Consider the following 26,345-nt stretch of genomic DNA (forward strand, 5'->3'; position numbering starts at 1 on the left):
TCCCTCATTCTGAATCAATGACTACATTCAAAATGGTTGTTGTTGATGTCCTTTAGCATCACACTGTTACTTGAGATGTTTCGTGTTTTTTGATACAAAAAAATAAATGAAATGCAATTAAATCATCACTTTTTATTTAAGATTGCATACCTTTTGAGTCGGTCTTAAGCGCAAAATTGCAGACAAAAAAAATCAGACCAGCGGACTGATTTTTATCGAATTCAGGAAAGGGTGATGGGGGTGATATTAGGGTGCGATCGCCATGGATCAAATGTTGTGGTTAACGTGATTTTGATCTGGCCGCTGTCGCTACCTCCTATGGGGCGGGTGCCTTAGGCGTTGCCCCCAATTTTTCGATCATGAGGGATTCTAAAACAGCAATTAAATCATCACAGGCGATCCCTTTTTGGACACAGGTGCCAAGCTGGGCATCTTTGCCCACGGTTCCCCCCATATAAATATCCACACCTTCAACGGTTTTGCCATCTTTGCGGACTTTGGTTCCCATCAGGCCAATATCAGCCACTTGGGGCTGACCGCAGGAGTTGGGGCAGCCTGTCCAATGGATGCGAATTCGGTGGGGAATATCGAGGCGTTGATCGAGGGTTTGGGCGATCGCAACGGCCCGTTGTTTGGTTTCCACGAGGGCGAAATTACAAAATTGTGCACCGGTACAAGAGACGAGCGATCGCGTTAACGGTGTCGGCTCCAGCCTAAAGCGTTCTAAGAGAGGTTCGGCTAAGAACATCGGCAGATTTTCATTGGCAATAAACGGCAAAATCACATTCTGTTCTACTGTCCAGCGAATTTCCCCATTGCCATACACCTCTGCTAGCCGCGCCAACTCAAACATGGCCGCCGCATCTAAACGCCCGACGGGAATATGGAGCCCCACGAAACTAAAACCCGGTTGCAGTTGCGGGTGAACGCCGAGATGATCCCGCTTGTCCCAATCAATTTCGTCTTTTGCTGCGGCTGGGGTTAAGGGGTGGCCGAGGTGGTCAGCGATCGCCGCCTGGAACCGCTCCATCCCCCACTCATCGATCAGCCACATTAGCCGTGCCTTCTGACGATTCGATCGCAACCCATAATCCCGGTACACCGTCAAAATGGCGCGGCAGATCCCCACCACCGCCGCCGCCGTCGGTGGAACCCAAGCATCTAAAGGAATCGCCGCTTCACACCGCCGTGCTGAGAAAAAGCCACCAACTAGCACATTAAAGCCCAGTTCACCCGCGTTGTACGCCGGCACAAACGCAATGTCGTTAATTTCAGCATGAACAGCATTATCCCGACCGCCTTCAATGGCAATGTTGAATTTACGCGGCAGGTTGGTAAATTCGGCATTCCCTTCGCCCTTGTTGGTGATCATGTCCTGCACCGCTTGGACAAGATCACGGGTATCGATCAATTCATCGCCATCAATACCTGCGACGGGAGAGCCAGTAATATTGCGCACATTGTCCATCCCCGACTGCACAGAGGTGAGGCCAACCGCTTTAAAACGACGAAAAATATCGGGAAAATCTTCAAAGCGCAGGCCCCGCAGTTGGAGGTTTTGACGGGTGGTGATGTCGGCACTGCCATCGTCTCCGTAGCGTTGCACCACTTCCGCCAAGACGTGCATTTGGTCAGCGGTAATGATGCCGTTGGGAATCCGCAGCCGCAACATGAATTTACCGGGGGTCACCGGTCGGTAAAAAATACCCAGCCACTTGAGACGATGTTCGAGGTCGCTCTTGTCGATGGCTTCCCAACCAAGGGCAGCAAATTGTTCAAGTTCATCTTTCACCGCCAATCCATCTTTGGCAGCTTTTAATTGTTCAAATCGGTTTAAGGAGGGTTGGCTAGTCATAGCGAGTGATTCAGATAGGTTCAGTGCTGGGCGGATGGTTGACTGACTTGATAGCCCTCACCCCCAACCTCCCAGAGGGCGAGGGGAGCCGATCCATTTTTCCAGTTTCCTATCCCCTAGGGAGAGGGCTAGGGTGAGGGCTTGCCGGGATCTGGCTAATTTTGTCAGTCAACCAGGCTGGGCGGATATGGGCTGGAGAAAGGCGATGGGATTGAGTCTAGAATTAGGTTCACCTTATGGAGAAAATCCTCGGAATTTTGTAGTATTGGGCACAACTTTTGTTTCTTTATGAGGATCGAATCTGAAAATGATGCGATTTGTGCATGAAAAAGGGAGAGGAAAACGAAAATTTCTTTTACACTGAAGACTCACCCCTGTGCTGTGCTCAGGGCCATGCTATGGGGAAGTTGCGATCCAGGCTTGTGGGCGGTTTGAACCTGGATGATGCGTGTTTTGATTGTCACTGGTGTTCTTAGGTTTTTATGTCTCATTCCCTTACTGCTGCGACTCAATGTGCCCAAGCGGGAAAGTGGTCGGCGGTGTGTCAGCATCTGCGTCAATGGTTGGCGATCGCACCCGTTTCGCCACCAGATGAAGAACGGCACGCCCTGGATTTGGCGTTGTTGGTGTTGGAATGGGGGGATTTTCAAGAGCGTTGGGAGGTGGCGAAGGTGTTGCCGCGTTTCGGTACGGGGGCGATCGCACCGCTCCTCGCGATCCTCTCCAATGGAGAACGAGAACTCGAAGAACGCTGGTTTACCGGACGCATTCTCGGCGAATTCCCAGAGCCGCAGGTGATTGATACCCTGATTGATCTGTTGCAAACCTGTGCTGATGAAGAATTGTGTACGGTGGTGGCTGGGGCCCTGGCTCAGATTGGCCAACCGGCGATCGCTGCCCTCACCCATAGCCTTGATCAACCCACTGCCCGCCCTATCGCCGTGCGCTCCCTCGCCCAAATTCACCACCAGGCAGTGATTGACCCCCTCCTCACCGTTACCCAAGATGCCGACCCAATCATCCGTAAAACAGCGATCGAGGCCCTGAGCGGCTTCCAAGATACACGCATTGGCCCAGTGTTACAGCAGGCCGTGCGCGATCCCGTGGCGGCGGTGCGGCGTGAGGCCTTGATGGGCTTGGGGTTGCGGGTGACTCAGATCGGGGAGCAGGCGGTGTTGGCGACGGTGTGCCCCTGTTTAGAAGATTGGCATTTGGAAGTCTGTCAACAGGCGGCGTTAACCTTGGGGCGTTTAGGCAGTCCGGCGGCGGTGGCAGCGATCGCCCGCGTCCTCGAACGCACCACCACCCCCGCCCCCCTGCAACAGGATTTAATCCGGGCGCTGGGCTGGACGGCCACCCCCGAAAGTTTAGCCGTCTTACAGGAGTTGCTGCCGCGTCTCTCGATTGGATTGGGGGTCGAAGCGATCCACATCGTCGGACGAATTGAGCGGGAGTCGCTCCGCCCGGCCGGTGCAACCCTGCTGCTCAACTACTACCGGCAGTACCACGATCGCAACCTGGACTATCGCCTCAAACAAGCCCTCACCCAAGCCTGGGGCCAACTGGGCGATCCGATTGCCATTGATGCCCTGGTGCAGTTGATGGGGGATGTGGATCATCGGGTGCGCCTCCATGCGATCGCGGCGTTGAAGCGGTTCGACTTACCCGCCTAAACCGGATACCCAGGACTTAAGGCGACCAAGACCGTTTTTTCCAGCCCCGGATTTCGGCAGGGGTGAGGCTTTGGCCGAATTTGAGGTATTCCGATTGAGCCGCGTCGAGAATGGCCTGCATCGTGACGGGGGCATCGGCTTGGGCGGCGAGAAAAGCCGCATTGAGAGCGATGGAGCGAATATTTCCCCCCGTAACGTTGAGTTGACTGAGAAGGTCAAAATCAAGCCCTTTTTGGGGCATTTGGGGCGGGAAAATCTGCTGCCAAATTTGGGCACGGGACTCGGCTTCGGGGAAGGGAAAGTTAATGATAAATCGCAGCCGCCGGGTGAAGGCATCGTCGAGATTGTCTTTGAGGTTGGTGGTGAGGATGGCGAGGCCGTGATAGGCTTCCATGCGCTGTAACAGATAGCTGACCTCCATGTTGGCGTGGCGATCGTGGCTGTCTTTGACTTGGGTGCGTTTGCCAAAGAGGGCATCGGCTTCGTCAAACAGCAGCACCACACCGCCCGCTTCGGCTGCGTCGAAAATTTGGCGGAGATTTTTCTCGGTTTCGCCGATGTATTTACTGGTGACCGCACTGAGATCGATGCGGTAGAGGTCGAGGTTGAGTTCGCGGGCGATCACTTCGGCGGCCATGGTTTTCCCCGTCCCACTAGGGCCCGCAAACAGGGCGGTAATCCCTAGGCCGCGGCGGCCTTTACTGGCGAATCCCCAGGTTTCATAAACGGTGTGGCGTTGGTTGACTTGCTCGACGGTGGCTTTGAGGAGGGCTTTTTCGCGATCGCCTAAGATCAAATCATCCCAGGTGGCGATCGCATCAATGCGTTGGGCGAGGTGGTCGAGGCGGGGGCGGGCTTGGTGGCGGCAAAATGTCCAGAGGGTTTGTTTAAACACCGCCGGATCGGGGTCAACCTCTACCAGACTGGCGGTTTGGATCGTGCGGGGGGAAAGGGTGAAATGGGCAATGATGTCATTGAGGGCGGCGTGGTGGGTTTCGTCGAGCAGGCCGAGGGCGGTGTGCCACAGTTGCCACTGTTCGGGGTGGGTGAGAGGTGGAATATTGAAAACGGCGATCGCCCCTTGAGACAGTTCAATCCGCTCCGCCGTAGAGAGCAGCAGGGGAGCATTGAGGCGATGGGCAAACCGTTGCAGGACCGTGGTTTGTTCGCTCCCTAGCCCCGCGTCTAGATCACAGACCAGTAAACTCCCCGTCAAGATCACAAAGCGTTGCCAGCACAGAATGAGGGAGGTTAACGCCGGGGCAGCGGTGGGCAGATCCGCCAAGGCGATCCGATAGAGGGGGGCGTGACTGGCGTGGCTGACGGCGATCGCGATCGCTTGGCGTTGTTCCGGATTCGCCCCGCACAGTTGCACGATCGGGCTAGATTGCGCCGCCGTCAACATCGCTGCGATCGGCTCAACGAGGGCCGCATGGGAGGACGACAGGGGGGATTGCTGCGAGGATAGTGGCTCAATCACCCCAGCTAACAGCCCATCGACGTAGGGTTCACCCAGGAGATAGTGCAAAATGCTTTCATCAATTTGCAGCCGGGCATGGGTGATGTCGTCATCGGTGGAGTTGTGCAACAAGTTCCAACGGCGCAGGGGCGCGTGGGGGGTGAGGGCTTGCCAATGGCTATGGGGAAACAGTTGCAAGGCAAGCTGAAAGGTGGGATAGGTGCATTGGGGCTGTTGGTGGGCGATCGCACAGAGATCCCGAAACTCCGGATGCACGGCCCGCCCCGCACAAAACACGATTAAATCTCGCTCAAAAGTAGACAAGCCAAAGCGTTGACAGAGTTCGAGCAACGCCGGAGGGTGGGACATCTGAGCCGCGATCGCCTCCATCCCTGCCTCGTCCGGGGGCGGCGGCATCTCTGCGGTGCGATCCTGACTCTGGGCAATGGTGCGATCGAGCCACGTCTGGATTACGGCGATCGCTTCCACTAAATAGTCGTAATTGTCTTGATACCAAGTCGGGTCAGATTGGGAGGGGTGCGATCGCTCAAAACCCATAACATCAAAGTATCCTCGCGTTTCTTAACTCCCCAGCGTAGTACAGTTTCCGGCCCGAATCACCCGCCCAACCCCCAAAACTCGACTAAAGTCGAATAACTTAGATCAACTCGTTCCCCTAAGCTAAGAACTAGAATTACGATCAGCCACACCCTAAATCTATCCCCATCTTGTCCCACAACAAGGATGGAAAATTCTCACACCCTAAAATCACTGGAGGCCTGTCGCTATGCGTTCTCACTCCCAGAAAAAGCCCCAACAATCAACAACGCCCCCACCCCAGTCCCATCAATTTGCTCCGCCCACTGTCATTCAAGCCAAAGCCGACCCCGAAACGGCGGAACTCCCCCAGTGGAACCCCGGCCAACGCGCCACCCTCCCCAACCTCGGCCAAAACCCAGTACAAACTCCCGTACAAGCCAAACTCACTATCGGCCAACCGGGCGATCGCTACGAACAAGAAGCCGATCGCGTCGCCTCTGACATTGTCCAAAACCTGAATGCCCCCTCTGCTGATCACTCTGTGCAGCGCGTAGACATCGAAGACAACGAACTCCAAATGAAACCGCAGTCACAGCAAACCACCCCAATGATTCAACAGTCAGCCCAAGTGCCAACCATTCAAGCTGCACGCGGAAAAACAGGAAGAGTAATGTCAGATATTGCATTTGGTCTCGGTTTGCCAGTTCTTGGCGCACTTGGTGCAGAATATGCAGCCAGGAATGTCTTTGGCTTTGAAAAAACGCGAACAGATGTAGAAAAGCAAATCGATGACGAGGGGAACCTCACTCAAGACGACTGGGTTCGTCCTGATGCCAAAGATGATCGTAACTATGATGCAAAAAAAATTGAAATCAAGGTAGACAAAAAGTATGCTTTACGGGGTTTTCGATATGATCCCAAAATAGAGCGGAATGGCAAGGCTGTTATCCTACTCTCTGGGAGTGGAGGGCCTAACGAGAAACAGTTAGAACCCGTTGCGAATACCTATTGTGAAGGCGGAACAACAGTCTATGGCATTGATTATCGAGGGTTTGGGGAAAGTGTGGATTTGAATAAAAAAGGTGAGGAAAGCACTCCCTTTTTGTCGGAGGCAGGGGTTTATAAAGATGCGCGTCGCATCTATGAGTATGTTAATGATGCTGGATTTGTGCCGGGTAACATTGTGCTGCACGGATTTTCATTGGGAGGTGCTGTAGCCTCAAACCTTGCCAAATCTTTGGCGAAAGAAAATATTACGCTCGGAGGTTTAGTTCTCCATAGTTCGATCGATACAGCCTATCGTCAAGGAACGATGGGCAAGCCGCTTCTAGGGATTATTCCAGGATTAGGTGCGAAAGGAAGTGCTGGTAATTTCGATACGATAGAAAACTTAAAAAAACTGGCTAAACGAGATGCTGATCTCCCCATTCATTTTATGAGCGGAACTGAAGCAAAAGGTGATCAATTAGATCTCGACAAAACCAAACTACAGAATGTCAAAAAAAGTAAGTTTACTAATGTATCTAGTTATTCTCGAGCAGGAGACCATCTTGAAACAGATCAACATGTTGGTGGACTTTATCAAAAAGACTACTTGAATAAGTTGGTGACTCTGGGACGAGGCCGCCAGGACAACGATAAAGATCACACAAAATGGTAAGTAAGGGTTGAATAATTTCCCATTCTGCGTCGCTCGCATCGCTGGGGCATCCTTGTCCAGGCATGTTTTTCTCTTGCATTCTTTACCCCCTTTTTCCATCTTTTGAGGCTTTCACTCCCCTCTTTTTTATCTTTTCCTCACAGATCTCTCTAGACAAATGTCCATAGCTCAGATCGGGACGTTTCCACTAAACTAGAATGAGAAGACTGGATAAAACGAATCGATATCATCACTCAATGTCTCTTGAAGAGGGTGATACTAAAATTTTCGATCACTACTAAACTTCGATTACGACTCAACATTGGAGGCCTGTCAATATGCGCTCTCATTTTTCAAAACGGCCTCAACAATCCAAAACAACCCCGCTCCAGGCGAACCCATTCGCTCCGTCCCCCATTCTTCAGGCCAAAGCCGACCCCGCAACAGCGGAACTTCCCCAGTGGAACCCCGGCCAACACGCCACCCTCCCCAACCTCGGCCAAACTCTCAGCGGAACACCCGTACAAACCAAGCTTACCCTCGGCCAACCCCACGACTACTACGAACAAGACAGCGATCGCCTCATCTCCCAAATCGTCCCCACCCTTCAACAATCCCCCGATCCCCTCCCAACCGATACGCCACAGCGCGAAAACAATCAGTTAACCCATGGGGTGCAGCAAAGTGGAAGCTCTGTGCAACGCGCTCCCACACAGTTATCCTCACGTTCATCTACCTTGCCCGACGCATTTGTGCAGAGAAGCCAATGGAAGCAAGAATCCCCTGGACGTTGGGTAAAAACGAAAGCGAAAAAAGATGGGACAGAAGAATCAGAGCCAGAGGTTCCCTATGGACCGTTAACCAAAGAAGACACCTTGAAATCCTACAAAAATGACTCATTAGTCACCAAAGAATTTGTAACTGAAGATCATAAAGAAGCCATCAGCCTATATTGCAAAAAATACAATGTAATTCTCTCAACACGAGACACAGGTAGTCTCTCCCTCGACAGAGTCAAAGAGGGTGCAAAACCAAAACCCCATACAATCCTAGAGAAGTCAATCAAGAAAAGTTCACTGGAAAAATACCATCCAGAAGCTGCCGAAGCACTCCGCAATGGATCAGCAATTTTACCCGACATTGATGGTGTAAATCTCAGTGAATTGAAAGGATTTGTTGGCCATTGGAAAGATGGAACTGGGCAGCTTTTGGGGGTGAGAGTGGACAAAAAGGATGTGTTGACTGAAAAAGAGTTAGCTCGCAAAGTAGATAACGATGATCCCCATGCTCAGGGGTTGAGAGTCATTCAACCCTTTGTAGAGGGGAAAGATACAAACTCGCCCTATATTCCCATGAAGAATTTTGCCGCGTTTTGCCAAGCACTCCCGAATCATAGATGGAAACAGTTTTTATATACAGGAGATTACGATCTTCACGAGATTTATAAACACAATAAAACTCTCATGGAAGGGTCAAGAGAAAAAGCGAGACTGCTGACCGGTATTAATCAATACATTGCCCATGGACAAAAGAAAAAAGAGGCTAACGGTGCGCCAAAAATGCCCCTGCGAGAGGGCACAATTCATGTCGAAAAAGCCTCTGCTAAAATTGGGGATAATAATCGAGAGGTTTCCGCAGATACGTTGCATGGTGGTTCTCCCTACGCGATGATTCAGCATGGGGATCAGATGGGTTACATCACCAATCAGGTGCATGAAGGTCGTCTCCGCGATGAAACCAAAAATCTCAAAGCACAAATGGTGGGGGCTGTGGCGCAGGAAAGTCCTGATGCTCTGGCTTGGTGTGTCCGAGGGGAATGGTATGTGACGAAAAATCCTGAAGAGCACGGCCATTTCCGCACCTTGATTAATGTGACGGCTAGTTCTGGCTGGTCACAAAAAAGTCAAAAGGCCATGCGAGACGGAAGTAGTCGGACGAGTGAATTACGATCCAATCATCCGTCTTCTAAGACGCTACGTTCTGAAGAGGAGCAGCGTCAGCAATGGCAATGGGAACGGGAGAAAAGCCAACGCCGGAAGGCTTTGGGCTGGGATGGCTTGGAGAAGAATCGCGAGAAGCAACGCTGGAGTAGTGCTGAGGTGAATGAAAAAAATAAACAGCCCTATCTGTATTAAATTAAGAGTTTTAGGGTGGGGTTTTAGTCATCTAAGTTTGAAGTTTTTGCACCGCTGACGCGTATGATTTCAATGGTGTTGAGGTTGTTTTCGTCATGATTTTTGAGAAATGATTCTGCGATCGCTCCATCCACCACCCCATGCTGCTGCTTGGCCAAATGATCATCCATCAACGTTGAAACCTAGACAAATGTCTATTGCTCCAATCGGAACGTTTTCACTAAACTAGAATGAGAAGACTGGATCAAATAAATTGCCTCATCACCTCACATGTCTTGAAGAGGGTGATACTCAAATTTTCGCTCACTACCTAAACATTGGAGGCCTGTCGATATGCGCTCTCACTTCCAGAAAAAGCCCCAAACATCGACAACGCTCCCACCCCAAACCAATCAATTTGCCCCACCCATCATTGTTCAGGCGAAAGCCGACCCCGAAACGGCAGAACTTCCCCAGTGGAACCCCGGCCAACGCAAAACCCTCCCCAATCTTGGCCAAAACCCCGTACAAACTCCCGTACAAGCCAAACTCACTATCGGCCAACCGGGCGATCGCTACGAACAAGAAGCCGATCACGTCGCTTCCCAAGTCGTCCACAACTTGAATGCCCCCTCTGCCGATCAATCTGTGCAGCGCAAAGACATCAAAGACGACGAACTCCAGATGAAGCCGCAGCTACAGCGGGCAGTCCCCACCGGAGCCGCTGACCCAGAACTTGAGCAGGGCATCAACCGCGCGAAAGGTGGCGGCCAATCCTTAGATCCGACGCTGCAAACCAAGATGGGCCAAGCCATGGGCGCAGATTTCAGCGGCGTTAAAATCCACACCGATGCCCAATCGGATCAACTCAATCAATCCATCCAAGCCAAAGCCTTCACCACCGGCCAAGACGTGTTCTTCCGCCAAGGGGAATATCAACCCACCAACCCCAGTGGTCAACACCTCATCGCCCATGAGTTGACCCACGTGGTGCAACAGAATGGCGGGGCAGTACAGCGATCGCCCATACAACAGCCAATCATTCAAAGAGTCATTGGTGTTACACCAGAAGAATTAGCCCAACAACAAGCAAGACTGAGAAAACGACAACCAGAACAAGCACCGGCAAACCCAAATCAGGGGCCAAGCCGGGCAGATATGCCACGCAGATCTATAGAGGTTGTGAGAGGGATTAATCCAATTGATCCATCAAAAAGAAATGCAGGGATTAATCCAATTGATCCATCAAAAAGAAATGCTAGGCACTTGCTGCCAGAGCAGCAAGAACAACTACAAAAAGATTTAGCTTCTAGACCTAATATTCTCAAGTTCAATTTCGCTGGTTCTGGGGAACCGGCATGGAAAACCCATCGGAAACCCGAAAACCCAAACAAAAAACAGATGGATCCTACAAGGCATAAACATGATGGACTAAAATACGGAAAAGAGAAAAAAGCTCAAGACTCGGTCAAAAAAGTAGTTGAATATGCTGGACCTCTTGGGAAAATTTTAGGACTAGGAGCGGGAGCTGCGGATAGAGGTAAGAACAGCACAGCAAAAAATTTAGATGATGCTAAGGACGAATTCACAAATTTTATGGTGGCATATTGGGAACTCAAAACTAAGTATCCCGATATTCCAAAGGTACAAATAAACATAAAAGGGTTTAGTCGTGGTTCAGCAACAGCAACAACATTCGCAACTTGGATCAAAAACGCAAGCCCCTACAGTGACGATGTAGATGTTAATCTAGTCGTCCTAGATGCTGTCCATGGAACTGGCCCGACTCAAAGGTTTGGGCAAGGCAAGATGACACCTGAGCAAGATGTATCAGATGTATATGACGAAAATAAACCAGACAATACAGGGACAACTTATCTGATGCCTGTTAAGTCTGGCTACCCCGGTGATGCCTTTAAGGTACAGCATCTAACGGGATATCAACGCCTGATTATTGCCTATGGACCCAATGCCATCCATTCATTTGGCCACGGAGAGTCTCAGGAGAACAGGTTGAAATGGAATAATGAACCCGTTAAGGGAATGAAGTTATCGACACTACCGAAAGGGTTGTTTGTGGTGGAGGCAGATGATCTGAATATTAAGCAGGTCACGTCTATGGACGAATGGGAAACGAAGTATCAGGATCAAGTTCTGGGGAAGGCGAATAAAAAGGAAGGAAGGGACGTTGTAATTCGTGAAGCAGTCGCAAAATTTCTTCGCTAAAAAATAGTGCGATCAATCAATTAACTTCTGTGGCTTCGGGGGGGCGATCGCAGTGGATCTTCTTACCCCCCGTCAAGAGTGAAACCCTGAATGGATGGGGTTAGACCCAAGCTCGGATTTTGGATTAGTCGTCGAAGATGTAGATTTCTTCACCGTTGGCACGGATGATTTTGAAGGCGTTGAGTTCGTTTTCATCGTCCTCGAATTGGCCGAGGACGGTGACGGTTTCGCCGAGGCTGATTTGGGCGCGGCGGAGGGGGCGAGATTCGGCTTCGACCATGATTTGACCGGTGCCATCATCGAGGATAAATTCATCGCCGTAGAGGTGAACGATTTTGCCGGAGACGGTGGTGCTGCGGGTGGTTTGCAGGTCGCGGATGGTGGATTGGGCGATCGCAGTTGGGTTTCCTTCTGAGAAGACCAGGGCACTGGAGAGGGCGATCGCACCGAGACCGAGGGTGTTGAAAGAGTTGATGTTCATAACAAAAAATGGAGTGATTGGTTTGCTGATGTGTTCAGCATGACAGGCAAATATCACACCAATATTTCAGGATTCATAATCCGGGGCAAGGGGAACACGAATCGTAAAGCAAGTGCCCTGTCCGGGGTGGCTGCGAACGGTGATTTTGCCCTGGTGGGCGGTGATAATTTGCTCAGTAATGGCCAAGCCGAGGCCAAATCCTTCAGCCGATCGCGCCTGATCAACGCGATAGAACCGTTTAAAAATGGCGGCTTGGTCGGCGGGGGTCATGCCGATGCCGGTGTCGGTGACGGTGATGATCGCCCAGCGGGTCTGTTGGCTGAGGGCGAGGGTAATGGTGCCGCCGGGGTCGGTGTAGCGACAGGCGTTGCTGAGGAGGTTGGCGATCGCCTGTCGCCATAGATCCGGTTCAACCCAGAGCCAGACGGGATCGGCGGGGAATTGGGTCTGGAGGGTTAAGGGTTTGGCGGCGATCGCTTCTTGGTGGGCGGCGATGACGGCAGCGAGGAGGGTTGCTCCGTTGACCCGCTGCCGTTGGTGGGCGGGGAGTTCGCCGCTTTGCCGGGCGAGGAAAAGGAGTTGGCTAACGAGGCTGCCCATGGTGGTGGCGATCGCGGCGATGGTTTCGAGGCGCATCGTTTGTTCCTGGGGGTCAATCGGCTCCATGAGGGCAACTTGGGCATGGTTGATGATCCCGGCGAGGGGGTTACGCAGTTCGTGGGATGCGTCGGCGGTGAATTGCTGGAGGTTTTGGTAAGAGACGCGAATCGGTTGCATGGCGATGCCGCCTAAAATCCAGCCGACGCTAGCGATCGCCCCTAGGGTAATCGGCACACCGATCGCTAAAAACCAGCGCAGTTTTTGCAGTTGGGTTTCGATGGGGTGGAGGGAAGTCGCGATCTGGAGATAACCGATCAGGATTTGATTTTGGTAGACGGGAAGGGTTAATTGACGGAGGCGATCGCCCCGTCCCCCCGTCGGAGTCTGTGCCGCTCCACGGGTGATTAACCCCGGTTGATCCATGAGGCGAGGCGGGGGAATGGGACCGAAAAATTGCACCAGGGTTTTGCTTGTTGTATACCACCGTGCAAAGTGGAGTTCTGTGTTTAAAAAGCGTGAATCGTCGCCCAGTAGCGGCATATCTTCGAGGTCAATGTACTGCTGACCTTGATAATGGGTCACTTCCACACCGCCGATCATCACTTGGCTGGTGCTGTAGAGGGCGCGGTCGAGGGTATCAATGCGATCGCGCACCTCACGCCCATAGACCAACCCGGCAAAGGTGACTAAGATCAGCCCCATCGACAGCGTGAAGGAGCGAGCCAGGCGGCGGCGACTGTGGTTAAACATCATCCGTGGGGTTCACGAGTCGATACCCCATGCCATAGACCGTTTGTAGCCAGGAGTCTGCGCCGAGGCTTTGGAGGCGTTGGCGGAGGCGATAGATCAGGGTGGCGATCGCATGGCTGTCCGGCTCATGATCCCACTCCCAGAGGGCCTGCTCAAGTTGGGTATGGGTCAGCACTTGGCGGGGGTGGCGCAGGAGATAGTCCATCAGTTGAAATTCGCGCCCGGAGAGTTGGACGGTGTGGTCTTGATAGGTCAAGATCAGGGTATCGCAATCGAGGCGCAGATCATCAAGGGCGAGGCTGTCCCCTTGCCAGAGGGGCGATCGCCGTCCCAAGGCCCGCACCCGTGCCAATAATTCCAGCACATTCACTGGCTTAATCAGATAGTCATCCGCCCCCGCATCGAGACCCGTAATCCGGTCTGCGATCGCATCTTTCGCCGTCAAAAATAAAACCGGAGCACCCTTACCCCCTTGGCGATACCGCTGGCACAACTCCACCCCGCTGATCTGCGGTAACATCCAGTCTAAAATCAGCAAATCATAGTCCCGGTCTGCAAGTAATGAGGCAGCGATCGCCCCATCTCCCACCGCATCAACACTATGCCCCGCCTTCGTCAACGCCCGTTGCAGGGGTTCTAATTGCATCGGATCATCTTCCACCAATAAGACCTTCATGGCTTGCGTTGCTCCCGTTGAGCATTAACTCTTCACTATCATGATCCCATGACTCGAAAAAGACGCACGATCTTCGCCCCGCTCCTGTCCCAAGGAGGACGCTGGGGGCTTGAATTTTGGTTACCGCTGCCACTGATTGCCCTGGGCATCTGGGGCGGTGCAGGGTGGCTCGATGGCCGCGTGCTCAGCCAGCCCCGTACCATTCCAGACGACACCATCCCCATTCGTCAGGGTGAAACCTACTTAACCATGACCCTCACCGTCACTTCCATTGATGCGGAGATTGATGAGCAGTCGGGCAGTACCAGCGTCGTGGTGCAAACGGTGGGGAGTAGTTTACAAGCACTAGAGTTTGAATATCCGTTTGTGGACTTTGCGGAGGTGGAACGAGCGATCGCCACCGATCTCGACCTGCCCGTCACCACCATTCAAACCCTCGTCCGCTATCGCCTCGATTAACCGATCAGAAGTTTGCTTCCGTCGGGGCTTTGTTAGGGTCGCGGCTAATTTTCTTACCCTTGCCACCCGTCATCAGCGAAACCCCCACAAACGCCGCTAAACCCACCAAGGGACTAATCAACGTCGGGAAACCATCAAAATCTGGGGTGAAGATCGGGTTTGGAATATAAAGCAGGGTGTTGTCGCTGCCGAACATCGTCGGCATCAAGACAAAAAACGCCAAGCGGGTGATTGTGCCGAGGATGATGCAGGCTAACGCGCCGTATTCATTGGCTTTGGGCCAAAATAACCCCCCAGCCAAGGGAATTAATAACCCCGCAAACCCCAGGTCAAACGCCAGGAGGAGCAGAATCCCGGTTTGGGGCACGAGCACCGCGAAAATCACGCCCAAGGCGGTGATCACTACCGCCATCATCCGCGTGATCGCCAGGAGGCGATCGCCCGCTGCATTGTGGTCATCGTGGCGAATCCCAATGATATTATGGGCAATCACCGACGACGTGCCCAGAATCGCCCCATCCGCCGTTGACAGCGAAGCCGACATAATCGCCGTAATCACCAACAGCCCCAGGGCCGGCGGCACAACCCCCGACAGCAGGTTAAACAGCAACGGTTGATCCGCATTACGCGCCACATCAGCAGCCTCTAAAATAGTCGGAGCCGCCAGCGCCAACATCGAAAACGGCACACCGATCAACACCGTACCCGCCGACCCAATTAAACAAGCCCTCTGGGCCGTTTCCGGACTATCGGCCGCAAAAACCCGCGCCATAAAATCAATCGCGACAATATCCCCCAAACCCAGAGCCAGCAGTGTTGCCCAGTTAATCGCAGCCCCAAAGCTGGGGTCTGTTAACTGTTCGAGGTCAAAGGGCCCCATGCCTTCGGGAACCGTGAAACCATAATTAATCGCCACAAACCCGATCAATCCAACCGTCCCAATCAATGCAATGCCCACTTGAATCGCATCGGTATAGGCCACCGCAAACAGGCCACCACTGGCGGTGTAAATTAACACCACCAACGCGATGAGAATCACCCCCGCCACATAGCTGGTTCCCAGAAACGACTGAAATAAAAATCCCCCCGCCACTAAGTTTCCTGCTAAGAGAAAGGCAAAACTAAGCACCATAATGATCGAGGCGATCCATTCCGTGAGGCGGTTATATTTCACCCGATAAAAATCCGGCAAGGTAATTAACCCCATGCGGTTCATCGGCTTCGCAAAAAACAGCCCCGTTAAGAATAAACAGAGGGCTAATCCTAAGGGTAACGAAGCCCCCGCCCAAAAACCGAATTCTCCCGCGAGATCGGTGTTTCCTAAGGTGGCGTTAGAGTCTACAGATTGGGCCATTAAAGTTGCGGCGGCGAGGGGCAAAATCAACCCACGACCCGCGACTAAGTAGTTCACACTATCACCTTTGATCTGTTTCGCGGCCCAAAGTCCAATGGCTAAGGTCAGGACAAGAAATGCAATAATTCCCCAAAAGAAAATCTGATTTGGCATAATAAAGTTCTCTCAATGTTGATGTGTCATTGTGATTTTCCCTCGATCGCTTTCCCTTTCAACATCTACACCAGACTTCAGGTGAGAGCAGACCCAATCAATTAATGGGTAAGCAGTGGAGAAGACACCATGCCCTGTACTTGCGATCGCACCCAATCGAACCATAAATCGAGGCCCTCGCCTGTCTTCGCTGATACCGGAATAATCGCAGCATTAGAATTCATCTGACGCACATTAGCCACGAGCATTTCCAGATCTAGATCCAGATAGGGTGCGAGATCCATTTTGGTCACCAAAAGACAATCCGCCTCCTGGAACATTAAGGGATATTTCAAGGGCTTATCTTCCCCTTCGGTCACACTTAGAAGTGCAACTTTAGCGTGTTCTCCCACTTCAAACTCCGCCGGACAGACGAGATTCCCCACATTTTCCACAAAGACGAGATCAAAGGTTGTGGGATCATAGTCATGGGAAAGTTGATGCAGCCCCCCGGCGACCATTTTGGAATCCAAATGACAGGCGCGACCGGTATTAATCGCAATCACCGGCACATCGTATTGACGGAGGCGATCGGCATCTAATTCCGTGGTCATATCCCCTTCAATTACCGCCATTTTTAACTCAGCATTCAGGGTCGCCAGGGTGCGTTCAAGGAGTTCCGTTTTACCTGCGCCAGGACTACTCATTAAATTCAGACAATGAATTCCCCAGCGATCGAAATGGTCGCGATTGTGATCCGCTCCGGCTTGGTTGGCATGGAGCAAATTTAATTCCAGGGCAGCGTCGAAGGTTTGGTGCATGGGAATACCTCACAATAGGGAATGATGGGGACAGATTTAAACAAGTGTTAGGGGGATCATCGTTGACCCGATTTAGCAGGACGTGGGGGATGCGATCGCATCTTCTTCGTGATATGAATATTCAATCCGATCAATTTTTAACTCACGCCCAGAGCGAATCTCCTCCATCGGAGCGTGACAGGTCGGACAGGCATATTGCAGCCCCATTTGAGGCGCATACTCTGCCTGACAGGAATGGCAAAACGCAATCAATGGCATTTCTTGAATCATCAAGCGCACCCCCTCCAAAAACGTGCCTTGGGTCTGAGCCGTAAAGGCAAACTCTAAACTGGCCGGTTCCACACAGGTGAACTGTCCCACGATTAAATGAATCGCTTCAATATTGGGCGTACCATGCTGATGTTCAAACCAATCCCGGACGGTCATAATCAATGCCTTAGTCATGTCTGTTTCGTGCATAAAAATTGCCTCTAAAAACGTCACATTGAATCCGTAATTAAACAATGATTAGGTTGAGTTTTGACCCGTGCAAACCATGCTTGAATTGCCGTAAAGGGTGACAAATCAAATCCCCCTTCATCCGCCACATGGGTATAGGCATAGAGCGCAATATCAGCAATGGAATAGGACTCATTGACAAAAAATGTATGGGTTTTTAAATGGTCTTCCATCACCTGGAGGGCGGCATACCCTAAGGGGCGTTTTTGGTCGAGTTGTTCCCGAAATTTTTCGCCTTGATTGAGGCTGTGGAGCCAATAACGGGAGGTGGCGATATGGGGTTCATGGCTGTATTGCTCAAAGAATAACCAGCGCATCACCTGAGCTTGATCCCAAGGATCATCGGGAAAAAAGGCGGTGTTTTGACTGAGATAATACAGGATGGCATTGGATTCGGCGAGGTATTGACCCGGCGACACTTCGAGGACGGGAATGCGCCCATTGGCATTAATCGCTAAAAAGTCAGGGGTGCGAGTTTCTCCGGCAATAATATTTTTTTCAATGTGCTCGAAGGGAATCTCTAATTGACGCAATAAGAGCCGCACTTTATAGCCATTCCCTGAGGGTAAAAAATCGTAAAGTCGATACATTTTGAGGATGCTCCGGTATCACCATAAAACAGGTCAGGGCTGGCGCGATCACCAACCCTAACCGTGGGGTTAACGCCAGGGTTGATCCACCACTTGGGCTTCGGGGTGGATGTAACTAGGGGTTGCTTTGCGGGGGAGTTGTTCGGAGACGACGAGATGGGCGAGGGTGTCGCAAATTACCCGTGTTGCCATTAAGGCGGTCATGTCGCTGACATCGTAGGGCGGTGAAACTTCGACAATTTCCATGCCGCATACGTTGGTTTCCCGAATAATTCGTTTCAGTAGATAGAGGGCTTCACGGGGTAATAAACCGCCGGGTTCGGGCCAGCCGGTGCCGGGGACAAAGCCCGCATCAATGCAGTCAATATCGAAGCTAATCCAGACGCAATCGGTGCCGTCGGTGGCGCGGGCGATCGCAAAATCCGCCGCCGCATCTAACCCCATTTCGGTAATGTCCGTGACGGTGAGAATATTCGTTTCCCGTTCGCGGCACACCTTCACCCCTTGACGCGGCACTTGCCAACCCCCAATCCCCAACTGCACGAGGTTTTTCGCGGGGGCATTGGCGATATTTGTGGCGTGGAACCACGGACAGGTGTGCATCCGTTCATCGAGGTCGGTTTCTTGGGTATCCACATGGCGATCGAAGTGAATAATGCCTACTTTTTGATCGCCTAGATGCTGACAAATGCCGCGCACCGTGGGAAATCCGATCGAATGATCGCCCCCTAAAATCATCGGAAATGCCCCGGAACTAAAGACATGGGCGACCCCTTTAGAAATCTGATCAAAGGACTTTTCATTATTCGCAGGAATCGTGAAAATATCCCCTACATCACAGAGGGTAATTTGTTCACGCAAATCCACACCAAATTCAAAGTTGTAGGGGGTGTAGAGGGCGGAAATGCGGCGAATGCCTTGGGGGCCGAAGCGTGTGCCGGGGCGGTAGGTGGTGCCGGAATCGTGGGGCACACCGATGATCGCCACGTCATAATTGCCCACTTGGCGCACGTCTTCAAGATAGGGGGCCTTCATGAAGGTGTTAATCCCGGCATAGTGGGGCAGTTCACCCCGCGAGAAGGTGGGAATGGTGCGGTCTTGGATGCTGGCGGCGGCTTCTAGGCCGAATTCTAAGCCCTGATTCACTTCCTGTTGCCAGCCGGTGAGGGGGAGGTGTTGTTCCATCCCTAGGGCGCGTTGGGCTTCGCTTTGGCCGTTGGGGGGTTGAAAGGCTGAGTCTGTCATTGATTTACTCCGATGTAGGGATGCGCTGCAAAATAATTAGCCCGGAAGAATTCACCATTCAAGGGGTCTGAATGATGTTGTTCTCCCGGGCTTTTATCCCGCCGTGGGGTTATCGACATTTGTTAAGGGTGGATAACCTGTCTCTCTTGGTCCAGTCGTTTTATTTGTTGAGGATAAAACCGGAACCCTAGAGACCTATTGAATTGTTGCCCCGTAGTGTATGGTGCTCCTCAGGAACTGCACCGTATCAATGGCTACGAAACTGCGATCGCGCCATAACTTTTCATCTTCATCAACTGCCGAGATCATGGGGGATCATGAATTTTTCTCTCAAAAAGACGAGATGCCCTCGACCCCTGTGAGATCATGGAGAGAAGAGTTGAAGCAGTCTGCGTTTGATCCCTCTCTCCGTCAGGGCAGCGAGCTAGAAGCTCGCACTACAGAGGATTCCAGCAATGGTAGTGTGAGCCTCTGGCTCACTTAGTACTCGATCCAGACTCGTAACTTGATTGATGGATAAGCAGTAGCCCATTCTTTTGGAGGATGCTATGGATACACAAGCACAGGCGATCGCCCTTACGGACACCACTCCGACCCCAATTCAACGTATTTTGGTGGCGTTAGACCTCGATCCCAAACACCAAAGCCCGCAGGTGTTGGCCCAAGCGGTGCAGATGGCAAAATTGCACAATAGTAAATTGATGCTCTGCCATGGCATGAGTGACCCGTTACCGCCTGCGTCCAATGTGTTTGCCAGTGGCAGCCTGGGGATGTATGGCAGTTCCTATTCGCCGGAATTATTTGAACAGTCCCAAGCGGCGGTGCGGGCGGAGCGCGATCGCTTAATTAATGAACTGACGGCGATCGCCACGGCCATCCAAGACCAGGGCGTGAGCACTGAAGTGAGCGTCAAAGAAGGGGAACCGAGCCACTATATTTGCAAACTAGCGCAGGATTGGGCTGCGGATCTCGTCGTGGTGGGCCGTCGTGGCCGGACAGGACTTGCAGAAATCGTGATGGGCAGTGTGAGCAATTATGTGGTTCACCATGCGCCCTGTGCGGTGTTGGTGGTGCAGTAGTCATTGCGGCGGCGGGTAGCTCCAGGGTTGCAGGGGGATCAACGGCGCAGGCTGGCGGGGTGATGCCCTGTCGGGGTGAATCGGCAGATGAATGGTGAAGGTGCTGCCCTGGTTGGGGGTGCTGGTCACGGTGATCTGGCCGTGATGGCGGTGGGCGATCGCTTTCACGAGGGCCAGTCCTAACCCGGTTCCTCCGGTTTGACGTGAGCGATCGCTCGTCACCCGGTAAAAGCGTTCAAAAATGCGTGGCAGATCAGCGGGGGCAATGCCGATCCCGTTGTCTTGAATCGTGATCAGTGCGGTGCGATCGCTCTGGTCGAGGCGGAGGTGAATCGCGCCGCCGGGTGGGGTGTAGTGAATGGCGTTGGCGATGACGTTCGCGACGAGGCGGTAGAGTTGGGGTTCATCGCCCCACACCGGCAGGGGCGCGGCGGGAACGTGACTCGTCAGGGTGAGGTCAGCGGCGATCGCCAATTCTAAAAATTCCTCGGCCAAATCACTGACTAAATCATTCAGACAGCAGCGTTGCAGGGGGGTGGTGGCGGTGTTTTGTTCAAGGCGACTGAGGAGTAAAAGGTCATTAATCAACTGGCTTAAGCGTCGTCCCTGCCGCTCCACGGTGGTTAAGAGGGGGAAGAGGGTTTGGGGATCAGTGGGGGCCAGGTGGGTGATCGCATCTACGGTGGCGAGAAGACTGGCGAGGGGCGATCGCAATTCGTGGGCGGCGTTGGCGGTGAACTGTTGTTGCTGCTGGTAGGACTGATAAATGGGGCGCATCGCCAGACCCGCCAGCCCCCAACTCGACAGCGCCACCACCAGGAGCGTCACGGGGAGTGCGATCGCCAAAATCCAGCCAATGCGCTGCGCTTCAGCCTCCAACGCGGTTAAGTCCCGGCCAATTTGTAGATAGCCCCAAGAATCATGGCTGTGCCCCGCCAAAGTCTGCCCCTCAGCATTGTGCAAAATGGTGGTGAATTGGCGGTAGCGTTTGCCATCGGGGGGGGTGATGGTTTGCCAGACAGGGGTGAGGGCAGTTTCCGTGGGGGCGGGTTGATTGGGGGAAAAGGCCAGCAGTTCACCGTGATGATCAAACAAGCGAATGTAGTAGAGGGTGCGATCGCTCACCCCCGTCGTATGGCGTTGAATCAACGTTCTGTTAACCGTGCAAGCCTGTCCCACCAGACAGAGATCCGGAACGATACGCTGCAACACCTGCGTCGGATCACCCGTGGTCGGCAAAAGTGGCTCAAGGCTGTCATGGAGGGTTCCCGCGATCGACTCAATTTCCCGCTCCATCGCCCCCCAATTGGACTGCACAATCGAACGATAGACCCCATAGGCCGAAAGACTGAGAATCCCCCCCATCACCAGGGAATACCACAGGGCCAAGCGCACCCGACTCCGGCGAAAGAGGGGGCGAATGCTCATGGTGGGCCCCCAAAGCGATAGCCCTGGCCAGGAACGGTTTCAATCGGGCAGGGACAGCCATGGTTCGCCAGCTTCCGGCGCAGGAGCCGCATCTGGGCCGCCACCACATTGCTCATGGGTTCCTCGTCGAGATCCCAGAGTTGCTGCCGGATTTTGCTGCCGGACAGGATGCGATGGGGGTTTTGCATCAAGTAGGTGAGAATTTGAAATTCTTTGACCGTGAGGGGAATGGTTTGCGGTGGGTCTGGGGTAGTGAACCGCAGGGCGTTGTTGGCATCGTTGAGGGTGAAGGGGCCGACGCTGAGATCCTGGGGTTGGATCTGGGGCGATCGCCGCTGCAAGGCCCGCAACCGCGCCAACAATTCCGCCATCACAAAGGGTTTAACGAGGTAGTCATCCGCCCCGGCATCCAAGCCTGCAACGCGGTTTTCCGGTTCCCCCAGGGCGGTGAGCATCAGCACCGGCAGCGGGTTGTGGTGCGATCGCAATTTTTGACAGAGGGCCAACCCCGACAACCCCGGCACCATCCAATCCACGATCGCCACGGTGTAATCCGTCCACTGATGTTCCAAGCACAGCCAAGCCTGCGTCCCATCTAGCAACCAATCCACCACATATTTTTCGCCGATCAAGACCTGCTTAATCGCTCTACCCAAATCCTCTTCATCCTCAACAAGTAGTACACGCATCCTAATGATTTAACCGCCACCGGCTCGATCATACCGAATTCGCTCCCATTTCACCTGATTTTCATCCCCCCTGTGGCAGGCTATGGGGACATTATCCATTGCCCAACGAAAAGGAGCATTCTTCTGATGAAATCCATGCCATTCGCCAGTGCCATGCTTGGGGTCAGTTTAATCCTGGGAACCCCCAATGTTGCGATCGCCCATGTGGGCCATGGGGATGAATTTCAAGCCGAAGGCGGCATTAATCGCGTCCAGGTCAACCCCGACACCGATGCCATTTTCGGCATTCAAGTCGCGCCCATTGAAGCCGCCCCCGATGGCAGTGCCACGGTGCTAATCCCCACCACTGCCCTAGTGGATGCGGATGGCCAGTCCCTGGTTTTTGTGCAATATGAAAATTTCTATGAGCCAGTGCCGGTCACCCTGGGGGCGACCCAAGGGGAGACGGTCGAGGTGACAACGGGCTTGTCAGTGGGTGAGCAACTCGTGACCCAGGGGAGTTTGTCTCTCTATGCCGAATCACGCAAGACCCAAACCGCTGAAACCGATGCACCGGAAGCGACAGCGGCTCCCACCGCAGCGGTAGAGACCCCCCAACCAGAGACCCCAACGGTGGTGACGGAAACCGTAGAAACCGCCGCAGTTCCAGACGAGGCAGCGGGTGGCTTGCCCTTGGGTGTCATGGCGATCGCTGGGGGCGTGGTGGCCCTGGTCGGGGGGGCGATCGCATGGTTCGTGGGTGGCCGTGGGACGAAGCGTCGCACCGCTGGCAAAGATGGAGACATTTAAGCCATCATGGTGAACTCACTTCTGAATCAAACCCTCAAAACCGCGATCGCGCAGCGGTGGTTAATCGTGGGGGGAGCGATCGCTGTTACCCTTTGGGGCCTATTCAGCGTCACCCAAATGCCCCTCGATGTTTTTCCCCCCTTTGCGCCGCCCCAAGTGGATATCCAAACCGAAGCCGTGGGGCTAGCGCCGGAAGCCGTGGAAACCCAGATCACGATCCCCATTGAAAGTGCGGTGAATGGACTGCCGGGGGTGACGACGGTGCGATCGTCCTCCAAGGTAGGACTCTCCATGGTGCAGATTGTCTTTGACCAAGAGGCGGACATTTACCAAGCCCGCCAAGCGGTGACGGAACGCCTCCAGCAGGTGACCAACCAATTACCCGATAATGCTCATCCGCCGCAAATCTCGCCTCTCCTCTCCCCCTTGGCGACAATTTTGCAATATTCATTCACGACCACTGACACCGGGGAAACCGCGTTAATGGAACTGCGGCGACTGGTGGATGTCACCCTGCGTAATCAGATTTTGGCCGTGGCGGGGGTGTCCCAAGTGACGGTGTATGGTGGCGATGAGCGTCAAGAGCAGGTCTTGGTTGATCCGGAACGGTTGCGATCGCGCAATGTCTCCCTCAACGAAGTCACCGCCGCCGCTCGTGGTGCGAACGCCAACGCCCCCGGTGGCGTTCTCATCGGTGGCGGTCAAGAACTGCTCGTGCGTGGCCTTGGTTCCGTGCAGTCGATCGCAGACTTGCAGCAATCCGTGGTGAAAGTAGACCAGGGCAACCCCATCCTGCTCCAAGATGTGGCAGAGGTGAAAACCGGCTCGGCCCTGAAGCGCGGCGATGCCAGTTTTAACGGGGAACCGGCAGTCGTCTTGATGATCAACAAACAGCCCGCTGTGGATACGCCCACGGTGACCCAGGCCGTCGAAGCCGCGATCGCTGAACTGCAACCCACCTTTCCTGCTGATGTGCAGATGACCCGTACCTTCCGCCAAGCGGACTTCATTGATGCAGCGATTCACAATGTCAGCGGCTCCCTGCTGCAAGGGATCGTGATCGTGGCGGTGATTATGCTGCTGTTTTTGATGAACTGGCGTACTGCGATCATTACCCTCAGTGCGATTCCCCTGTCGTTGCTCGTGGGGTTGATGTTCATGAAGGCTTTTGGGTTGAGCATCAACACCATGACCCTGGGCGGGCTGGTGGTGGCGATTGGGTCGGTGGTGGATGATTCGATTGTGGATATGGAAAACTGCGATCGCGGTCTACGCCAAAACCAAGCCCAGGGCAACCCCAAGCACCCGTTTCAAGTGGTCTATGAAACCTCGGTGGAGGTGCGCTTGGCGGTGATTTTTTCCACGGTGATTATCATCGTTGTGTTTGCCCCGATCTTTAGCCTGACGGGGGTTGAAGGCCGGATTTTTGCGCCAATGGGTTTAGCCTATCTGTTCTCGATCGCCGCTTCTACCCTCGTCGCCATGACCCTGTCCCCGGCCCTCTGTGCCCTTTTATTGGCCGATCAACCCCTTCCCCCAGAGGGTACGGTGGTGTCTCGCTGGGTTGAACGGCTCTATCGTCCGTTGCTGCGGCTTTCCCTGCGATCGCCCCAGATCATCCTCGGTGCGGCCCTCGCGGCCTTGGTGGCCAGTGCTGCCCTCGTGCCCTCCTTGGGGCGAGTCTTTTTACCCGAATTTCAAGAACGCTCCTTGGTCAACTCCATGGTGCTGTTTCCGGGGGTCTCCCTCGACATCACCACGGGCGCAGGCAAAGCCTTGGCCAATTCATTACAGGACAATCCTTTGTATGACTGGGTGCAGGTGCGGGCCGGTCGCGCTCCCGGTGATGCGGATGGGGCTGGGGTGAACATGGCCCACGTAGATATTGAACTCAGTGCTGCGGCCCTGCAAGATCGTGAGGCCAGCGTCCAGCAATTGCGAGCGGCGTTTTTGCAACTGCCCGGTGTTGCGCCCAACATCGGCGGGTTTATCTCCCACCGCATGGATGAGGTGCTGTCGGGGGTGCGCAGTGCGATCGCCATCAAAATCTTCGGCCCCGACTTAGCCCAACTCCGCAGCATCGGCGAACAAGTCCGCAACAGGATCGAACCGATCGCGGGGGTGGTAGACCTCCAACTCGAACCCCAGTTACCGATCCGCCAGGTGCAAATCCAGTACGATCGCACCGCCGCCGCCGCCTACGGCCTCCGCATGGATCACCTCTCCGAATTGGTAGAAACCGCCCTCAATGGTCGCGTCGTCTCCCAAGTCGAAGAAAATCAGCAGTTTGTTGATATTGTCGTCTCGCTCCCCGCCGCCGCTCGGAGTCATCTGGATGCGATCCGGGCGATTCCCCTCTCCACGCCCACGGGGGAGATGATCAGCCTCGGAGACGTGGCGACGGTGGACTACGGCATGGGGGCGAATGTGGTGAATCGGGAAGATGTATCGCGCTTAATCGTTGTCTCGGCCAACGTGGCCGATCGCGACCTCGGCAGCGTCGTCGGGGAGATTCAGTCCCAAATTCGCCAAAATGTCCCCTTACCCAAGGGCTACTTTATCCAGTACGGCGGCCAGTTCGAGGCGGAGCAAAACGCCACCCATAACCTGCTGCTCTATAGCGGTCTAGCGGCGATCGTCATCACCGTGTTGATGTTCTTTTCGGTGCAATCCTTCCCCGCCACCATTGCCATCATGATCAATCTCCCCTTGGCACTCGTGGGCGGTATTTTGTCCATCGCCCTCACCGGCGGGGTGATCTCGGTGGCTTCCCTGGTGGGGTTTATCACCCTGTTTGGCGTGGCGGTGCGCAATGGCCTCTTGCTTGTGGATAACTACAACCGCAAGTTTGCCCAAGGGATGCCGATTAGGGCGGTGATTACCCAAGGCTCCCTAGACCGGGTCAACGCCATTCTGATGACCGCCTTCACGTCGGCATTGGGGATGTTGCCCTTAGCGATCGCCCATGGCGCTGGTAACGAGATTCTGCAACCCTTAGCGATCGTCGTGCTGGGCGGACTAGTCACCTCCACCACCTTAACCCTCCTTGTGATCCCGGCCCTCTACGCCCAATGGGGTCGCTGGCTGATGCCCAAGCCCAAACGCACCGATCTAACCGATCTAAACATCACCCCCACCAGCAATCCATCACCTCAACCTAAGGTCATGGATATCCGTTGACGTACTCCCCCGCATAAATGACGGGGGATTCTGGGTTCAGACAGCAATTGCAGGCGTAGCCCGTCTTA

Annotated in this window: 21 protein-coding genes and 1 riboswitch; of the genes, 8 read left to right on the forward strand and 13 right to left on the reverse strand. The window is 53.7% G+C overall.

Going from position 1 to position 26,345, the window contains the following annotated elements:
• Positions 1 to 316: 316 nt before the first annotated feature.
• Entirely contained in the window at positions 317 to 1,855 is a 1,539-nt protein-coding gene (locus SPI6313_RS19055; RefSeq protein ID WP_072622417.1) for a ferredoxin--nitrite reductase, read from the reverse strand.
• A gap of 482 nt (positions 1,856 to 2,337) precedes the next feature.
• Between SPI6313_RS19055 and SPI6313_RS19060 the strand changes: the two genes are divergently transcribed.
• Positions 2,338 to 3,528, forward strand: a complete 1,191-nt coding sequence (locus tag SPI6313_RS19060) for a HEAT repeat domain-containing protein (protein WP_072622418.1) — start codon at positions 2,338 to 2,340, stop codon at positions 3,526 to 3,528.
• Between the two features lie 16 nt (positions 3,529 to 3,544).
• Here the strand turns inward: SPI6313_RS19060 and SPI6313_RS19065 are convergent, their stop codons facing one another.
• Positions 3,545 to 5,545, reverse strand: coding sequence for an ATP-binding protein (locus SPI6313_RS19065; protein WP_072622419.1), 2,001 nt, complete (start codon positions 5,543 to 5,545; stop codon positions 3,545 to 3,547).
• Positions 5,546 to 5,774: 229 nt separating this feature from the next.
• Between SPI6313_RS19065 and SPI6313_RS19070 the strand changes: the two genes are divergently transcribed.
• Both SPI6313_RS19070 and SPI6313_RS19075 read left to right on the forward strand, forming a co-directional pair.
• Positions 5,775 to 7,187 carry an alpha/beta hydrolase gene (locus SPI6313_RS19070; protein ID WP_072622420.1) on the forward strand — a complete coding sequence of 471 codons (1,413 nt, stop codon included), beginning with the start codon at positions 5,775 to 5,777 and terminating at the stop codon, positions 7,185 to 7,187.
• A 716-nt stretch (positions 7,188 to 7,903) separates the two neighbouring features.
• The gene (locus SPI6313_RS19075) at positions 7,904 to 9,301 is read left to right on the forward strand and encodes a hypothetical protein (RefSeq protein WP_139276699.1); all 1,398 of its coding nucleotides are present in this window, start codon (positions 7,904 to 7,906) and stop codon (positions 9,299 to 9,301) included.
• Between the two features lie 23 nt (positions 9,302 to 9,324).
• Here the strand turns inward: SPI6313_RS19075 and SPI6313_RS23720 are convergent, their stop codons facing one another.
• Positions 9,325 to 9,471: a hypothetical protein gene (locus SPI6313_RS23720; protein WP_175551187.1), complete on the reverse strand. Its 147-nt coding sequence runs from the start codon at positions 9,469 to 9,471 to the stop codon at positions 9,325 to 9,327.
• 163 nt (positions 9,472 to 9,634) lie between these two features.
• On the opposite strand from SPI6313_RS23720, the gene SPI6313_RS19080 reads away from it, so the two are divergent.
• Complete coding sequence (locus tag SPI6313_RS19080; RefSeq protein WP_072622422.1) at positions 9,635 to 11,506, forward strand: eCIS core domain-containing protein; 1,872 nt, start codon at positions 9,635 to 9,637, stop codon at positions 11,504 to 11,506.
• A 124-nt stretch (positions 11,507 to 11,630) separates the two neighbouring features.
• Here the strand turns inward: SPI6313_RS19080 and SPI6313_RS19085 are convergent, their stop codons facing one another.
• The 3 genes from SPI6313_RS19085 to SPI6313_RS19095 all read right to left on the reverse strand — a co-directional run bounded on the left by SPI6313_RS19085 (position 11,631) and on the right by SPI6313_RS19095 (position 14,013).
• Positions 11,631 to 11,987 (reverse strand): NirD/YgiW/YdeI family stress tolerance protein, encoded by a 357-nt coding sequence (locus SPI6313_RS19085; RefSeq protein ID WP_217650669.1) that lies wholly within the window; start codon positions 11,985 to 11,987, stop codon positions 11,631 to 11,633.
• Positions 11,988 to 12,053: 66 nt separating this feature from the next.
• Positions 12,054 to 13,340 (reverse strand): sensor histidine kinase, encoded by a 1,287-nt coding sequence (locus SPI6313_RS19090; protein ID WP_217650670.1) that lies wholly within the window; start codon positions 13,338 to 13,340, stop codon positions 12,054 to 12,056.
• The gene (locus SPI6313_RS19095) at positions 13,330 to 14,013 is read right to left on the reverse strand and encodes a response regulator transcription factor (RefSeq protein ID WP_072622423.1); all 684 of its coding nucleotides are present in this window, start codon (positions 14,011 to 14,013) and stop codon (positions 13,330 to 13,332) included. Before SPI6313_RS19095 ends, SPI6313_RS19090 begins: the two co-directional genes overlap by 11 nt.
• Before the next feature lie 48 nt (positions 14,014 to 14,061).
• Here SPI6313_RS19095 and SPI6313_RS19100 point away from each other — a divergent pair, with 48 nt between their 5' ends.
• Positions 14,062 to 14,472 carry a hypothetical protein gene (locus SPI6313_RS19100; RefSeq protein WP_072622424.1) on the forward strand — a complete coding sequence of 137 codons (411 nt, stop codon included), beginning with the start codon at positions 14,062 to 14,064 and terminating at the stop codon, positions 14,470 to 14,472.
• 4 nt (positions 14,473 to 14,476) lie between these two features.
• On the opposite strand, the gene SPI6313_RS19105 is transcribed toward SPI6313_RS19100, so the two are convergent.
• The 5 genes from SPI6313_RS19105 to SPI6313_RS19125 form a co-directional block, all read right to left on the reverse strand.
• Complete coding sequence (locus SPI6313_RS19105; RefSeq protein WP_072622425.1) at positions 14,477 to 15,979, reverse strand: high affinity choline transporter 1; 1,503 nt, start codon at positions 15,977 to 15,979, stop codon at positions 14,477 to 14,479.
• A 101-nt stretch (positions 15,980 to 16,080) separates the two neighbouring features.
• A complete protein-coding gene (hypB, locus tag SPI6313_RS19110; protein WP_072622426.1) occupies positions 16,081 to 16,779 on the reverse strand; it encodes a hydrogenase nickel incorporation protein HypB in 699 nt (232 codons plus the stop codon).
• A gap of 72 nt (positions 16,780 to 16,851) precedes the next feature.
• The gene (gene hypA / locus SPI6313_RS19115) at positions 16,852 to 17,238 is read right to left on the reverse strand and encodes a hydrogenase maturation nickel metallochaperone HypA (protein ID WP_072623237.1); all 387 of its coding nucleotides are present in this window, start codon (positions 17,236 to 17,238) and stop codon (positions 16,852 to 16,854) included.
• Positions 17,239 to 17,258: 20 nt separating this feature from the next.
• Complete coding sequence (locus SPI6313_RS19120) at positions 17,259 to 17,867, reverse strand: glutathione S-transferase family protein (protein WP_072622427.1); 609 nt, start codon at positions 17,865 to 17,867, stop codon at positions 17,259 to 17,261.
• A 69-nt stretch (positions 17,868 to 17,936) separates the two neighbouring features.
• Entirely contained in the window at positions 17,937 to 19,112 is a 1,176-nt protein-coding gene (locus tag SPI6313_RS19125; protein ID WP_072622428.1) for an agmatinase family protein, read from the reverse strand.
• Between the two features lie 80 nt (positions 19,113 to 19,192).
• A riboswitch (guanidine-I (ykkC/yxkD leader) is annotated at positions 19,193 to 19,314 on the reverse strand.
• 346 nt (positions 19,315 to 19,660) lie between these two features.
• Here SPI6313_RS19125 and SPI6313_RS19130 point away from each other — a divergent pair.
• Positions 19,661 to 20,191, forward strand: a complete 531-nt coding sequence (locus SPI6313_RS19130; protein ID WP_072622429.1) for a universal stress protein — start codon at positions 19,661 to 19,663, stop codon at positions 20,189 to 20,191.
• Here SPI6313_RS19130 and rppB read toward each other — a convergent pair whose 3' ends face one another.
• Both rppB and rppA read right to left on the reverse strand, forming a co-directional pair.
• Entirely contained in the window at positions 20,192 to 21,619 is a 1,428-nt protein-coding gene (gene rppB, locus SPI6313_RS19135; protein ID WP_072622430.1) for a two-component system sensor histidine kinase RppB, read from the reverse strand.
• Positions 21,616 to 22,308 carry a two-component system response regulator RppA gene (gene rppA / locus SPI6313_RS19140; protein ID WP_072622431.1) on the reverse strand — a complete coding sequence of 231 codons (693 nt, stop codon included), beginning with the start codon at positions 22,306 to 22,308 and terminating at the stop codon, positions 21,616 to 21,618. The genes rppB and rppA overlap by 4 nt, the downstream gene beginning before the upstream one ends.
• A gap of 126 nt (positions 22,309 to 22,434) precedes the next feature.
• On the opposite strand from rppA, the gene SPI6313_RS19145 reads away from it, so the two are divergent.
• Positions 22,435 to 23,097, forward strand: coding sequence for a permuted SH3 domain-containing protein (locus SPI6313_RS19145; protein ID WP_072622432.1), 663 nt, complete (start codon positions 22,435 to 22,437; stop codon positions 23,095 to 23,097).
• A gap of 6 nt (positions 23,098 to 23,103) precedes the next feature.
• Entirely contained in the window at positions 23,104 to 26,277 is a 3,174-nt protein-coding gene (locus tag SPI6313_RS19150) for an efflux RND transporter permease subunit (protein ID WP_072622433.1), read from the forward strand.
• Positions 26,278 to 26,345: the final 68 nt, after the last annotated feature.

The sequence above is a fragment of the Spirulina major PCC 6313 genome (genome assembly GCF_001890765.1).
GTDB classification, from domain to species: domain Bacteria; phylum Cyanobacteriota; class Cyanobacteriia; order Cyanobacteriales; family Spirulinaceae; genus Spirulina; species Spirulina major.